This window comes from Herbidospora sakaeratensis (assembly GCF_001570525.1).
GTDB lineage: Bacteria > Actinomycetota > Actinomycetes > Streptosporangiales > Streptosporangiaceae > Herbidospora > Herbidospora sakaeratensis.
In genome coordinates, this window is the sequence record NZ_BBXC01000014.1 from 288,662 (window position 1) to 302,382 (window position 13,721).

Consider the following 13,721-nt stretch of genomic DNA (forward strand, 5'->3'; position numbering starts at 1 on the left):
CCGAATTACCAGCTAGCGCCGGTAAGCTAGCGCCGATTTTTCGGGACTCGGGAGGAGTTGTCCGTGCGGGCACATCGGATGGGCGTTCTCATGCTCGCGGCGGCGACCCTGCTGACCACCGCGTGCTCGTCGGGGGGCGAGAGCGGCAACCCCGGCACGACGCCGCAGGCCGCCGATGTCGCCGCGTCGGCCTCGCCGACCAAGCCCCCGGAGCACCCCTTCACCGGCATGCCCGTCGCCGCCCGCAAGCCGGTCCTGGCCGTCAAGATCGAGAACACCCACTCGGGCAAGCCGCAGATCGGCGTGAAGTCCGCCGACATCGTCTACGTCGAGCAGGTCGAGGGCGGCCTGACCCGGCTGATGGCGATCTTCTCCTCGAAGCTGCCCAAGGAGGTCGGCCCGGTCCGCTCGGCCCGCATCTCCGACCTGCACATCCTGCCGATGTTCGGCAAGCCCGCCCTGGCCTACTCGGGCGTGCAGACCAAGATGATCCCGTTCGTGCAGCAGGCGTCGCTGGTCGACGTGTCGGACAGCTCGGCCCCCGGCGCCTACTTCCGCTACCCGGGCCGGGTGGCGCCCTACAACCTGGTCGGCCGCCCCGCCCAGCTGCTGAAGCAGGCCAAGGCGACCAAGGCCAAGGACATCGGCTTCACCTTCTCCGACGAGGCGCCGGAAGGCGGCGTGCCGAAGAAGTTGTACACGGTGAAGTACCCGGCCGCGACCTTCACCTTCCAGTGGAACGCGAACGCGAAGAAGTGGGCCGTCATCCAGGACGGCGAGAAGGACATGGCCGCCGAGGGCGGCCAGATCGCCCCCGCGACCGTGGTCGTGCAGTACACCAAGACCGAGCGGTCGCAGTTCCACGACTTCACCGGCAGCTACACGCCATTGGTCCACTCGACCGGCAAGGGCACCGGCATCGTGCTGCGCGACGGGCAGGCGTACAAGGTCAGGTGGAAGCGGCCGACGGAGGAGGACGGCACCACGTTCACGCTGGCCGACGGCACCCCGATGCCCTTCGCCCGGGGCCAGGTCTGGGTCGTGCTCGCGTCCAGGACGCCGATCGCGCCGTAGCCGGACTGTCCGGTTCCGCCAGTCTTTCGGTACGAAATGGACTGTCGTTTTGGTTCGCTCGGACGCCTAATATAGAACCAATTCACCAGTCCCCTCGAGTGAGGTAGCGCCGTGTCCAGCCCCGAAACGACCCCGTCCGTCGGCACCGCGCGCGTGAAGCGCGGCATGGCCGAAATGCTCAAGGGCGGCGTGATCATGGACGTCGTCACGCCCGACCAGGCCAAGATCGCCGAAGACGCCGGCGCGGTCGCGGTCATGGCCCTGGAGCGGGTGCCCGCCGACATCCGCGCGCAGGGCGGCGTGTCCCGCATGAGCGACCCCGACATGATCGACGGCATCATCGCCGCCGTCTCGATCCCGGTCATGGCCAAGGCCCGCATCGGCCACTTCGCCGAGGCCCAGGTCCTCCAGTCGCTCGGCGTCGACTACGTCGACGAGTCGGAGGTGCTCACCCCGGCCGACTACGCCAACCACATCGACAAGTGGCGCTTCACCGTGCCCTTCGTGTGCGGCGCCACCAACCTGGGCGAGGCCCTGCGCCGCATCACCGAGGGCGCGGCCATGATCCGCTCCAAGGGCGAGGCCGGCACCGGCGACGTCTCCAACGCCGTCACCCACATGCGCACCATCCGCGCCGAGCTCCGCCGTCTCCAGGGCCTGCCCGAAGACGAGCTCTACGTCGCCGCCAAGGAGCTCCAGGCCCCCTACGAGCTGGTCGCCGAGGTCGCCCGCGAGGGCAAGCTGCCGGTCGTGCTGTTCACCGCGGGCGGCATCGCCACCCCGGCCGACGCCGCGATGATGATGCAGCTCGGCGCCGAGGGCGTGTTCGTCGGCTCCGGCATCTTCAAGTCGGGCAACCCCGCCCAGCGGGCCGCCGCGATCGTCAAGGCCACCACGTTCTTCGACGACCCCGACGTGATCGCCAAGGTCTCGCGCGGCCTCGGCGAGGCCATGGTCGGCATCAACGTCGACGACATCCCGGTGCCCCACCGCCTGGCCGAGCGCGGCTGGTGAGCACACCCACGATCGGCGTGCTCGCGCTCCAGGGCGACGTCCGCGAGCACGCCCGTGCCCTGGTGGAGTCGGGCGCCGTGGCGGTGGCGGTCCGCCGCCCCGAGGAGCTCGACCAGGTCGACGCCCTGGTCATCCCGGGCGGCGAGTCGACCACGATGTGGAAACTCGCGGTGGCGTTCGAGATGTTCGACCCCATCCAGCAGCGGGTGAAGGCGGGCATGCCCGCCTACGGCTCCTGCGCTGGCATGATCATGCTGGCCGACCGCATCGAGGGCGGCATCGAGGGTCAGCAGACCCTCGGCGGCCTCGACATGGTCGTGCGCCGCAACGCCTTCGGGCGCCAGGTCGACTCCTTCGAGTACGATCTGGACCTCCCGGGGATTCAGGGCTTCCGGGCGATCTTCATCCGGGCGCCCTGGGTCGAGTCCGTCGGAAACGATGTCGAAGTGCTGGCCCGCGCCGGGGATAGGATCGTCGCGGTCCGCCAAGGCCCGTTGCTCGCCACCTCGTTCCATCCGGAACTGACCGGCGACGCGCGGGTCCATTCGTATTTCGTTGAGATGGTAAGGGAGCTCTAGCCGATGTCCGGCCACTCCAAATGGGCGACGACGAAGCACAAGAAGGCCGCGCTCGACGCCAAGCGCGGGAAGCTGTTCGCCAAGCTCATCAAGAACATCGAAGTGGCGGCCAGGACCGGTGGCCCCGATCCTGAGGGCAACCCGACCCTCTACGACGCCATCACCAAGGCCCGCAAGAGCTCGGTCCCGGTCGACAACATCGAGCGCGCCCGCAAGCGCGGCGGCGGCCTGGAGGCCGGTGGCGCCGACTGGCAGACGATCATGTACGAGGGCTACGGCCCCAGCGGCGTCGCCATGCTCATCGAGTGCCTCACCGACAACCGCAACCGCGCGGCGTCCGAGGTCCGGGTCGCGCTGACCCGCAACGGCGGCTCGCTGGCCGACCCCAACTCGGTGTCCTACATGTTCAACCGCAAGGGCGTCATCCTGGTGCCCAAGCTGGTGTCGGAGACCAAGGCCGGCCGCGTCGAGATCAGCGAGGACCAGGTCCTCGAAGTGGTGCTCGAAGCGGGCGCCGAAGAGGTCAACGACCTGGGCGAGTCGTTCGAGATCGTGACCGAGGCCAGCGACCTCGTGCCGGTCCGCAAGGCCCTCCAGGACGCCGGCATCGACTACGACTCGGCCGACAGCAGCTTCCTGCCGACGATCAACGTCCCGGTCGACGAGGACACGGCCCGCAAGGTCTTCAAGCTGATCGACGCGCTCGAAGACAGCGACGACGTGCAGAACGTCTACGCCAACGCCGACGTCTCCGACGAGATCCTGGCCAAGCTCGACGCCTAATTTCGACTGGATTGCGCGGTTCCACGGGGCCTGCGTAGGTTGTGGTTCCGTGGATATCCGTGATCTCGGCGAAGACGATCTCGACGCGGTGCTCGACAACCGCAAGCGGGCCTTCGGGCCACTCTCGGCGTCCGACGCCGCGATCTGGCGCCGCATGGTCACGCCGTTGTTGTCCCAGGGGCGCTGCCTGGGCGTCTTCGACGGCGCCCGCCTGGTCGCGACCGCCCGGCTCAACCCCTTCACGCAGTGGTGGCACGGCCGCCCGCAGCCCATGGGCGGCGTGGCCGGCGTCACCGTCGCGCCCGAAGACCGGGGGAGGGGCGTCGGCCGACTGCTGATGACCGCCGTGCTCGACCGCTGCTCCGAGCTCGGCTCGGCGGTCTCCGCGCTCTACCCGGCGACCACCCCGGTCTACCGGAGCGCCGGTTTCGAGCACGCAGGCAGCCGCCTGATCGCGACCCTCCCCACCGAGGCGCTGCGCACGATCGCCCCCGGCGCGCCGGTCGGGCTGCGCCGCATGGGTCCCGCCGACACCGACGAGCTGGTGTCGCTGATCGGCCGCGTCCACGCCGCCACCCGCGCCTCCGGGCCCCTGTCGTACACGCCGGAGACCTGGCGGGTGTGGCTGGAGGACGACGACGACTTCTGCTACCTCGCCGACGACGGCTACGTGATCTACCGCTGGTCGGGCGGCGACATCGAGGTCGACGGCCTCCTGGCCGCCTCCGAGGCGACCACACGCGCCCTGTGGGCCCTCGTCGGCACCTCCTCGTCGGTCGCCAAGCGGGTCACCGCCACCATCGCGCCCGACGACCCGGTCCTGTGGCTGCTGCGCGAACGCTCCACCGACGTCGTGACGCCCACCCGCTGGATGTTCCGCGTCGTCGACCCCGCCGACGCCGTCGCCCGGCGCGGCTACCCCACGGCGGTGACCGCGGCGGTCCCCTTCGAACTCACCGACCCGGCCCGCCCCGCCAACGACGGCACCTGGCTCCTGGAGGTCGCCGACGGCACGGGCGCCCTGTCGAAGGGCGCGGGAACCGGCCCGGCCCTCACGATCAACGCCCTCTCGGCCCTGTACGCCGGCGTGCCCGCCGCCACTCTGCGCATGTCGGGCGGGCTGACCGGCCCCACGGTGTTCGACGACACGTTGGACGCGGTGTTCGCGGCGAAGGCGTACCTGCTCGACTACTTCTAGTGTAAGATCGCCGAACACATGTTCGGAGCGGAAGGGGGCCGCCGGTGCGCGTGCTGGGTGTCGACCCCGGGCTCACCCGCTGCGGCGTCGGCGTCGTCGAGGGCCGCCCCGGATCGCCCGCCCGCCTGGTGGCCGTCGGCGTGATCCGCACCCCGGCCGACGACGAGATCGGCGCCCGCCTGGTGGCGATCGAGCAGGGCCTCGAGAAGTGGCTCGACGAGACCGCGCCCGACGCGGTGGCCGTCGAGCGGGTGTTCGCGCAGCACAACGTCCGGACCGTCATGGGCACCGCCCAGTCGGCCGCCCTGGCCATCCTGTGCGCGGCCCGCCGCGGGCTGCCCGTGGCGCTCCACACCCCCTCCGAGGTCAAGGCCGCCGTCACCGGCAGCGGCACCGCCGACAAGAAGCAGGTCGGCGCCATGGTCACCCGCATCCTCCGCCTCGACGCCATGCCCAAGCCCGCCGACGCCGCCGACGCGCTGGCGCTGGCCATCTGCCACGTGTGGCGCGGCGGCATGCAGAACCGCCTGGCCACGGCCGCCGCGACCGCCCGGGCCGGCCGGGGTCCCCGGTGATCGCCGCCGACGGGGGTCGCGAAGTGGCCGCCGGGTCGTCCGTCCGTCCGGGCCGGGATGTCCCTCCGGTCCTCGTCCGCAATCCCGGGAGCGCCTGATGATCGCCTCGGTGTCCGGTCTGGTCACCGCCATCGCCCCTGACGCCGCGGTGGTGGAGGTCGGGGGAGTGGGCGTCCTCGTCCACTGCACGCCTGGAACGCTGGGTCTGCTGCGGGTGGGGGAGAGCGGCCGGTTGTCGACCTCGCTGGTCGTCCGGGAGGAGTCGCTGACCCTTTACGGGTTCGCCTCCGACGACGAGCGGGTGGTGTTCGAGATGCTGCAGACCGCCAGCGGCATCGGGCCCCGGCTCGCGCTGGCGATGCTCGCCGTCCACTCGCCCAACGCGCTGCGTGTCGCGGTGGCCTCCGGCGACCTCAAGGCCCTGCAGATGGTGCCGGGCATCGGCCAGAAGGGCGCACAACGGCTCGTGCTGGAGCTCAAGGGCAAGCTGGGCACCCCGGAAGAGGTCGTCAACGCCGCGATCAACGGGCCCGCCCGCGAGGCCCTCTGGCGCGAGCAGGTGCATTCGGGCCTCGTCGGGCTGGGCTACTCCGCCCGCGACGCCGACGACGCCCTCGCCGTGGTGACCCCCGACGCCGAGGCCGAACTGGCCGCCGGACGCCAGCCCCAGATCGCGCCGCTGCTGAAGGCGGCCCTGCGGGCGCTGAGCGTGCGATGAAAGATTCACTTGAGCCGTCCCGCGATCGTGACGACCTGGTGCCCGGTTCGGTCGGCGGGTTCCGCGAGGGTTCGATCCACGAGTCCGGCGACGGGTCCTATGAGGTCGAGATCGTCGGTTCCTTCGAGCGGGAGCTGGTGTCGGCCGACGTCCAGGGCGACGAGCGGCTGATCGAGGCGGCGCTGCGGCCCAAGCGGCTGGCCGAGTTCATCGGGCAGCCGAGGGTCAGGGAGCAACTGTCCCTGGTGCTCGAAGGGGCGCTGCGGCGCAACCGGCCGCCCGACCACGTGCTGATGAGCGGGCCGCCCGGCCTCGGCAAGACCACCCTCGCCATGATCATCGCCGCCGAGCTCGGCGCCCCGCTGCGGGTGACCTCGGGCCCGGCGCTGGAGCGGGCCGGCGACCTGGCCGCCATCCTGTCGACCCTGACCGACGGCGAAGTGCTCTTCATCGACGAGATCCACCGCATGGCGCGGCCCGCCGAGGAGATGCTCTACCTGGCGATGGAGGACTTCCGGGTCGACATCGTCGTCGGCAAGGGGCCGGGGGCCACCGCGATCCCGCTGGAGGTCGCGCCGTTCACCCTCGTCGGGGCGACCACCCGGGCGGGCCTGCTGCCGGCGCCGCTGCGCGACCGGTTCGGGTTCACCGCCCACATGGAGTTCTACGACGAGGCCGAGCTCGAGACCGTGCTCCACCGCTCGGCCCGGCTGCTCGGCGTCCACCTGCCAGAAGAGGGGGCCGCCGAGATCGCCGGCCGCTCCCGGGGCACCCCCCGCATCGCCAACCGGCTGCTGCGCCGGGTGCGCGACTTCGCCGAGGTGCGCGCCGACGGGCTGATCACCCGGGAGATCGCCGCGGCCGCGCTGAATCTTTACGAAGTCGACGCCGAGGGCCTCGACCGGCTCGACCGTGCCGTCCTGGGCGCGCTGCTGCGCAAGTTCGGCGGCGGGCCCGTCGGGTTGTCGACACTCGCCGTAGCCGTCGGCGAGGAGCCCGAGACCGTCGAGGTGGTCGCCGAGCCGTTCCTGGTCCGCCAGGGGCTGCTCGCCCGCACCCCGCGCGGGCGCGTCGCCACGGCCGCCGCCTGGGTGCATCTGGGGCTGGTCCCGCCGCCCGACGCGTTCGGGGCCGGCGTCGTCTTCGACGACCCTCCTGATAACCCACAGTGATGCCGGAAAGGGCCTTGGGGATCACGGAATGGTTGCAATAGGCGTGAAAACGGAACTTTCCCGCGCGGCGGATCGTGGCTTCGTTGCCGGGGTTCTGACAGCTCGCCTACACTGCGTGGCTTGGCTGGGTGGCTAGGCTCGCTATGTAAGGTGACGTGCCGAGCGTGTGGCCCGGACCGGCGTCAAACCTCGTGTGACCTCCGGCGAATGGCCGGTCATCTCTTCAACGAAGGAGAGCCCCGTGGAAGGGCTTGCGCAGCTACTCCCGATCGTCCTGCTCTTCGTGGTCTTCTACTTCCTGCTCATCCGCCCGCAGCGGAAGCGGCAGCAGGAGCAGGTCGCGATGCAGAACTCGCTCAGCGTGGGTTCCCGCGTGATGACCACAACGGGACTGTTCGGCACCGTGGTCGGATTCGCCGACGAGGACGTCATCCTCGAGGTGGCGCCCGGCGTCGAGACCCGCTGGGTCAAGGCCGCCATCGGCCGTGTGCTCACCGACGAGCCCGGTTACGGCGACGGCCCGGTCGACTCCACCGAGACCGACGAGAAGACCGACGGCGACAACGTCGCGGAAAGCCCGGAGACTGGAGACTCCAGCACCCGCAAGTCCTGAGTACCCTCATTGAAGACCCCTTGACGAAAGACTGACCACCAGTGGCCCCACCGACCAGCAGCCAGATCAAGCCGGGACGCACGCTCCTGCTTCTTCTGGCGATCATCGCCGCCATGGGCGCGGCCGTGGTCCTGCAGAACGCGTACATCCCGAAGTTCGGTCTCGACCTCGCGGGCGGCACGACAGTCACGCTCTCGCCCGAGACCCTCGACAACAAGGCGCCCTCGCAAGAGAGCCTCGATCGGGCCGTCAACATCATCCGTGACCGCGTCAACGGGCAGGGCATCTCCGACGCCCAGGTCGCGAGGGCCAGTGACAACATCCTGATCCAGATCCCGGGCGCGGGTCAGGAAGAGGCGTTGAAGCTGGTGGCCACGACCGCCGAGCTCCGCTTCCGCCAGGTGCTCGCCGTCGCCCCGGCCCAGGAGCAGCCGGCCGCGCTGCCCAGCGACGCGGCCTCGCCGGCCCCGTCGGGCTCGCTCCCGGCCGTGACGCCCTCGGCCGCCGCCTCTCCGGCCGCCAGCCCGGCGGGCCGGGCGGTCTCCAAGGCCCTCCAGGCGCCCTCGCCGACCGCGAGCGCCGAGGCGGGCCAGGGGAACAAGCAGGGCGACAACCAGGGTGACAACCAGCAGGGCAACGGCAAGAAGAAGAACGCCGAGCCCAGCCCGGCCGCCTCGCCGCTGGTGACGACGCAGCCCTCGGCCGACCCGAACGCCGCCGCCGACCCGCTGGCGGGCCAGGATCTGTCCGGCATCGACCCGGCCGTCCTGCAGCAGTTCAAGGACCTCAAGTGCACGGCCAACAACAAGGGCGCGGGCGTCCTCGACGACCCGACCAAGCAGTTCGCCGCGTGTGACGAGAGCGGCACCGCGAAGTACATCCTCGACGTGGCCGCGGTCCAGGGTTCGGAGATCAGCACCGCCTCGTCCGGCGTGCGCCAGGACACCGGCGAGTGGGTCGTCAACCTCGACTTCAAGAGCGCGGGCGCCACGAAGTGGTCCGAGCTCACCAACAAGACCTTCAACAGCCAGCCGCCGCGCAACCAGATCGGCGCGGTGCTCGACGGCGTGGTCGTGACGGCCCCGGTCTCCAACGGCCGCATCACCGGCGGCAAGACCGAGATCTCGGGCAGCTTCACCTCGCAGACGGCGACCGAGCTGGCCGACCAGCTGAAGTACGGCGCGCTGCCGCTGAAGTTCAAGGTCAGCTCGACGGTGTCGGTCTCCTCGACCCTCGGCGCCGACCAGCTGCGCGGCGGTCTGATCGCGGGCGGCATCGGCCTCATCATCGTCATGCTCTACCTGCTGCTCTACTACCGCGGCCTCGGCGTGGTCGGCATCGCCAGCCTCCTGGTCGCGACGGTCGTCACCTACCTGTCGGTGGTGGTGCTCAGCGCCAACGCGGGCTTCCGCCTGTCGCTGCCGCACATCATCGGCCTGGTGGTCTCGATCGGCATCACCGCCGACTCCTTCATCGTCTACTTCGAGCGAATCCGAGACGAGATGAAGGAGGGCCGGCGCAGTCTGCGCACGGCCGTCGAGGTGGCCTGGAAGCGGGCCCGCCGCACGATCCTCGTGGCCGACGCGGTCATGTTCATCGCGGCCCTGGTGCTCTACTTCCTGGCCGTGGGCGACGTCGCCGGCTTCGCCTTCGCGATGGGCCTGACGACCGTCATCGACATCGTGGTGGTGTTCCTCTTCACCAAGCCGCTCATGTCGCTGGTGGCGCGCATGAAGTTCTTCGCCAAGGGCCACCCGCTGTCCGGACTCGACGCCGAGCGCATGGCGCGCACCGACTCGTCGTCCACCTCGACCACCCTCCAGGAGGCGTGATGGCCGCCGGCCTCGCGCGCCGCCTCTACCGCGGCGACATCGACATCGACTTCGTCGGTAAGCGCAAGCTCTGGTACGGCCTGTCGCTCACGCTGCTGATCATCTCGATCGCCGGTCTGTTCATCAAGCCGCTCAACCTGGGCGTCGAGTTCACCGGCGGTTCGGTCTTCGACTTCACCCGTACGCCCGGCTCGTCGATCGAGCAGGTGCGCGAGGTGGTCGGTTCGGCCGGTCCGCACCAGGTGATCGTCCAGGAGGCCGGGCCCAACTGGCGGGTGACCACCGAGAGCCTCGAGGGCTCCGAGGTCACCAAGGTCCAGCAGACCGTGGCCGACGAGTACAAGATCCAGCCCAACGACGTCAGCACCCAGGTCATCGGGGCGACGTGGGGTGGTGAGGTCTCGACCAAGGCCTGGATCGGCCTGATCGTCTTCATGATCGCGATCATGCTCTACCTGAGCATGGCGTTCGAGTGGCGGATGGCGCTGGCGGCGATCGTCGCGCTCATCCACGACCTCGTGATCACGGCCGGCATCTACTCCTGGTCGGGCTTCGAGGTCACCCCGGCGACCATGCTGGGCTTCCTGACCATCCTCGGTTATTCGCTCTACGACGCGGTCGTCGTGTTCGACATGATCAAGGAGGTCACGACCCCGCTGAAGACGTCGGCGAAGATGACCTACACCCAGGCGGCCAACAACGCCCTCAGCCACACCCTGATCCGGTCGCTGAACACCTCGCTGGTGGCGATCCTGCCGGTGGCGGCGATCCTGTTCATCGGGACCACGCTGCTCGGCGCGGGTGTGCTGAAGGACCTCTCGCTGGCCCTCTTCGTCGGCATGCTCGTCGGCACCTACTCCTCCCTGTGCGTGGCGACGCCGATCCTGGTGTCGCTCAAGGAGCGCGAACCCCAGTGGATCGCCCTCGCCAAGAGAGTGCAACAGCGCGAGGCCTCCGAGGCCAAGCAGGCCTCCGCCAAGGAGAAGAAGGAACACGCGAAGAAGTAGCAGAGCGAGACGCGGCCGGCCGAAGGCCGGTCGTGGCTCGCGTTGGGAATCTGCCCAATAGACACGAGACGCGGCCGGCCGAAGGCCGGTCGTGGCTCGCGTGGGGAATCTGCCCAATAGACACGCGAACGCCCTGCGGGATCCGGGGAAGATCCGGAGCCCGCGGGGCGTTTCGCTTTTTGTGGCGGGCGTGATTCGTGGCCGGCCCGGGTCCCGAAGCGTCTGGCCCTGAGCAGCCATTAAAGTTGGCAGGTGACCGAGTGGATCTCGCTGATCAGGGATATTCCCGACTATCCGCAGCCTGGCATCCTGTTCAAGGACATCACCCCCCTGCTGGCCGACCCGGCCGCGTTCACGACGGTCGTCGACGACCTGGCTGAGGGGTTCTCCTTCGACAAGGTGGTCGGCATCGAGGCCAGGGGTTTCATCCTGGCCGCTCCCGTGGCCCTCAGAAGGGGCGCGGGCTTCGTCCCGGTACGCAAGAAGGGCAAACTGCCCGCCGAGACGCTTGAGGCGTCCTACGATCTGGAATACGGCTCGGCGACGATCGAGGTCCACGCCGACGCGTTCGCCCCGGGCGAGCGGGTCCTGGTGGTCGACGACGTCCTGGCCACCGGCGGCACCGCGGCCGCCGCGGTCGACCTGGTGCGGCGCGCGGGCGCCGAAGTGGTGGCCGTGTCCTTCCTGATGGAGCTGTCCTTCCTCCCCGGCAGGGAGAGGCTGCCCGATCTCGACGTCAGAGCTTTGGTTACCGTTTGACCTACACTGAGTGATCTGGACTCGAATGTGAGGAGTCTGAGTGCCCCGTGAAGTGGCCCCCGGCAACGCGCCCGTCGAAGCACCCGGCGCGCCGGTTCCCGATGTGCCCGCAGAGGCGGCGCCCCCGGAGAAGGGGACGGCCGTCCGGCGCAGGCTGGGCCGGTTCGGGGGGCAGTGGGGTGCGATGAACCCCGTCCTCGAGCCCCTGTTCAAGACGGTCCGGGCCACCCACCCGAAGGCCGACCTCCGGCTGATCGAGCGGGCCTACGAGACGGCGGCCTACCACCACCGCGACCAGAAGCGGAAGAGCGGTGACCCCTACATCACCCATCCGCTGGCCGTGGCGACCATCCTGGCCGAGCTCGGCACCGACGACGAGACCCTGTGCGCGGCGCTCCTCCACGACACCGTGGAGGACACCGCCTACGGGCTCGACGAGCTGCGCGCCGACTTCGGCGAGAACATCGCGCTGCTCGTCGACGGGGTGACCAAGCTCGACAAGGTCAAGTTCGGCGACGCCGCCCAGGCCGAGACGGTCCGCAAGATGGTCGTGGCGATGAGCCGCGACATCCGGGTGCTGGTCATCAAGCTGGCCGACCGGCTCCACAACATGCGCACCATGCGCTACATGCCCGAGCACAAGCGGCAGCAGAAGTCCCGCGAGACGCTGGAGATCTTCGCGCCGCTGGCCCACCGCCTGGGCATGAACACGATCAAGTGGGAGCTGGAGGACCTCGCGTTCACCATGCTCTTCCCCAAGCGCTACGACGAGATCGCCCGCATGGTCTCCGAGCGGGCCCCCCGGCGCGACCTGTTCCTGCAGGAAGTGATCGAGAACGTCCACTCCGACCTGCGGGAGCAGAAGATCCGGGCGACCGTGAAGGGCCGCCCGAAGCACTACTACTCGATCTACCAGAAGATGATCGCCAAGGGCGTCGCCTTCGACGACATCTACGACCTGGTCGGCATCCGGGTCCTGGTCGACACGGTCCGCGACTGCTACGCCGCGCTCGGAACGATCCACGCTCGGTGGAACCCGGTGCCCGGCCGGTTCAAAGACTACATAGCGATGCCCAAGTTCAACATGTACCAGTCGCTCCACACGACGGTCATCGGGCCCGAGGGCAAGCCGGTCGAGCTGCAGATCCGCACCCGCGCGATGCACCACCGCGCCGAATACGGCGTCGCCGCCCACTGGAAGTACAAGGAGGAGATGGTCGCCTCCAACCCGGGTGGCAAGGTCAAGGACGTCAACGACATGGCGTGGCTGCGCCAGCTGCTCGACTGGCAGAAGGAGACCTCCGACCCGGGCGAGTTCCTCGAGTCGCTGCGCTTCGACCTGTCGGTCTCCGAGGTGTTCGTCTTCACCCCGCGCGGCCAGGTCATCGCGCTGCCCGACGGCGCGACCCCGGTCGACTTCGCCTACGCCGTGCACACCGAGGTCGGCCACCGCTGCATCGGGGCCCGGGTCAACGGGCGGCTGGTGCCGCTGGAGTCGCGCCTGGGCAACGGCGACACGGTCGAGATCTTCACCTCGAAGTCGCCCGACGCCGGGCCCTCGCGCGACTGGCTGAAGTTCGTCAAGTCGGGCCGGGCCCGCAACAAGATCCGCCAGTGGTTCTCCAAGGAGCGCCGCGAGACCGCGATCGAGGCCGGCAAGGAGGCCATCGGGCGGGCGATGCGCAAGCAGGGCCTGCCGCTCCAGCGGCTCATGTCGGGCGAGGCGCTGCTCGCCTTGGCGCGTGATCTCCACTACGCCGACGTGTCGGCGCTCTACGCGGCGGTGGGCGAAGGGCACATCGCGGCCCAGGCGGTCGTCCAGAAGCTCGTACAGGCCCTGGGAGGGGTCGAGGGGGCCGAGGAGGACATCGCCGAGGCGGCGCTGCCCACGCAGCTCAAGGGACGTCCCAGGGCCGGCACCAACGCGGGCGTCACGGTGGCGGGCGACCCCGACGTGTGGGTACGGCTGTCGCGCTGCTGCACGCCCGTCCCGGGCGACGACATCACCGGCTTCGTGACCCGGGGCCACGGCGTCTCGGTGCACCGGGTCGACTGCGCCAACGTCGGGCAGCTCCAGGAGCAGCCCGAGCGGCTCGTCGAGGTGGCCTGGTCGGCCGGCGACGACTCGGTGTTCCTGGTGGCGATCCAGGTCGAGGCGCTCGACCGGCCCCGTCTGCTGTCCGACGTGACCCGGACCCTGTCCGACCACCACGTCAATATCCTGTCGGCGTCGGTGACGACCTCGCGCGACCGGGTGGCGGTCAGCAAGTTCACCTTCGAGATGGGCGACCCCAAGCACCTGGGCCACGTGCTCAAGGCCGTGCGCAACATCCCGGGCGTCTACGACGTCTACCGGGTGACCAGCGGCGCCTGACCCTTCATGGGTCAGGCGCCGCGG

Annotated in this window: 13 protein-coding genes; all 13 read left to right on the forward strand. The window is 69.8% G+C overall.

Annotated features, from left to right (window positions below; all coding sequences use genetic code 11):
* The first annotated feature begins 63 nt into the window (after positions 1 to 63).
* The 13 genes from AW271_RS23950 to AW271_RS24010 all read left to right on the forward strand — a co-directional run bounded on the left by AW271_RS23950 (position 64) and on the right by AW271_RS24010 (position 13,697).
* The gene (locus AW271_RS23950) at positions 64 to 1,074 is read left to right on the forward strand and encodes a DUF3048 domain-containing protein (protein WP_245653173.1); all 1,011 of its coding nucleotides are present in this window, start codon (positions 64 to 66) and stop codon (positions 1,072 to 1,074) included.
* Positions 1,075 to 1,185: 111 nt separating this feature from the next.
* Positions 1,186 to 2,088 (forward strand): pyridoxal 5'-phosphate synthase lyase subunit PdxS, encoded by a 903-nt coding sequence (gene pdxS / locus AW271_RS23955; RefSeq protein ID WP_062339824.1) that lies wholly within the window; start codon positions 1,186 to 1,188, stop codon positions 2,086 to 2,088.
* Positions 2,082 to 2,666 (forward strand): pyridoxal 5'-phosphate synthase glutaminase subunit PdxT, encoded by a 585-nt coding sequence (gene pdxT / locus AW271_RS23960; RefSeq protein WP_062339891.1) that lies wholly within the window; start codon positions 2,082 to 2,084, stop codon positions 2,664 to 2,666. The genes pdxS and pdxT overlap by 7 nt, the downstream gene beginning before the upstream one ends.
* Positions 2,667 to 2,669: 3 nt before the next feature.
* Positions 2,670 to 3,449 carry a YebC/PmpR family DNA-binding transcriptional regulator gene (locus AW271_RS23965; RefSeq protein ID WP_062339825.1) on the forward strand — a complete coding sequence of 260 codons (780 nt, stop codon included), beginning with the start codon at positions 2,670 to 2,672 and terminating at the stop codon, positions 3,447 to 3,449.
* A gap of 49 nt (positions 3,450 to 3,498) precedes the next feature.
* Positions 3,499 to 4,647, forward strand: a complete 1,149-nt coding sequence (locus AW271_RS23970; protein WP_062339826.1) for a GNAT family N-acetyltransferase — start codon at positions 3,499 to 3,501, stop codon at positions 4,645 to 4,647.
* Positions 4,648 to 4,691: 44 nt separating this feature from the next.
* Positions 4,692 to 5,222, forward strand: a complete 531-nt coding sequence (gene ruvC, locus AW271_RS23975) for a crossover junction endodeoxyribonuclease RuvC (protein ID WP_062339827.1) — start codon at positions 4,692 to 4,694, stop codon at positions 5,220 to 5,222.
* A 97-nt stretch (positions 5,223 to 5,319) separates the two neighbouring features.
* Positions 5,320 to 5,940 (forward strand): Holliday junction branch migration protein RuvA, encoded by a 621-nt coding sequence (gene ruvA, locus AW271_RS23980; protein WP_062339828.1) that lies wholly within the window; start codon positions 5,320 to 5,322, stop codon positions 5,938 to 5,940.
* On the forward strand, positions 5,937 to 7,112 hold the full coding sequence (ruvB, locus tag AW271_RS23985; RefSeq protein WP_083977131.1) for a Holliday junction branch migration DNA helicase RuvB: 1,176 nt from the start codon (positions 5,937 to 5,939) through the stop codon (positions 7,110 to 7,112). Before ruvA ends, ruvB begins: the two co-directional genes overlap by 4 nt.
* Positions 7,113 to 7,353: 241 nt before the next feature.
* Positions 7,354 to 7,725, forward strand: coding sequence for a preprotein translocase subunit YajC (gene yajC, locus AW271_RS23990; protein WP_063818091.1), 372 nt, complete (start codon positions 7,354 to 7,356; stop codon positions 7,723 to 7,725).
* Positions 7,726 to 7,766: 41 nt separating this feature from the next.
* Entirely contained in the window at positions 7,767 to 9,557 is a 1,791-nt protein-coding gene (gene secD, locus AW271_RS23995) for a protein translocase subunit SecD (RefSeq protein WP_369408468.1), read from the forward strand.
* Entirely contained in the window at positions 9,557 to 10,564 is a 1,008-nt protein-coding gene (secF, locus tag AW271_RS24000) for a protein translocase subunit SecF (protein WP_062339829.1), read from the forward strand. Before secD ends, secF begins: the two co-directional genes overlap by 1 nt.
* 252 nt (positions 10,565 to 10,816) lie before the next feature.
* The gene (locus AW271_RS24005; protein WP_062339830.1) at positions 10,817 to 11,323 is read left to right on the forward strand and encodes an adenine phosphoribosyltransferase; all 507 of its coding nucleotides are present in this window, start codon (positions 10,817 to 10,819) and stop codon (positions 11,321 to 11,323) included.
* A gap of 184 nt (positions 11,324 to 11,507) precedes the next feature.
* Positions 11,508 to 13,697 carry a RelA/SpoT family protein gene (locus AW271_RS24010; RefSeq protein WP_157554578.1) on the forward strand — a complete coding sequence of 730 codons (2,190 nt, stop codon included), beginning with the start codon at positions 11,508 to 11,510 and terminating at the stop codon, positions 13,695 to 13,697.
* Positions 13,698 to 13,721: the final 24 nt, after the last annotated feature.

Coding starts and splice junctions, on each gene's coding strand:
- AW271_RS24010 (WP_157554578.1), top strand. CDS start 11,508: ATGAACCCCGTCCTCGAGCCCCTGTTCAAGACGGTCCGGGCCACCCAC.
- ruvB (WP_083977131.1), top strand. CDS start 5,937: ATGAAAGATTCACTTGAGCCGTCCCGCGATCGTGACGACCTGGTGCCC.
- AW271_RS23965 (WP_062339825.1), top strand. CDS start 2,670: ATGTCCGGCCACTCCAAATGGGCGACGACGAAGCACAAGAAGGCCGCG.
- ruvA (WP_062339828.1), top strand. CDS start 5,320: ATGATCGCCTCGGTGTCCGGTCTGGTCACCGCCATCGCCCCTGACGCC.
- secF (WP_062339829.1), top strand. CDS start 9,557: ATGGCCGCCGGCCTCGCGCGCCGCCTCTACCGCGGCGACATCGACATC.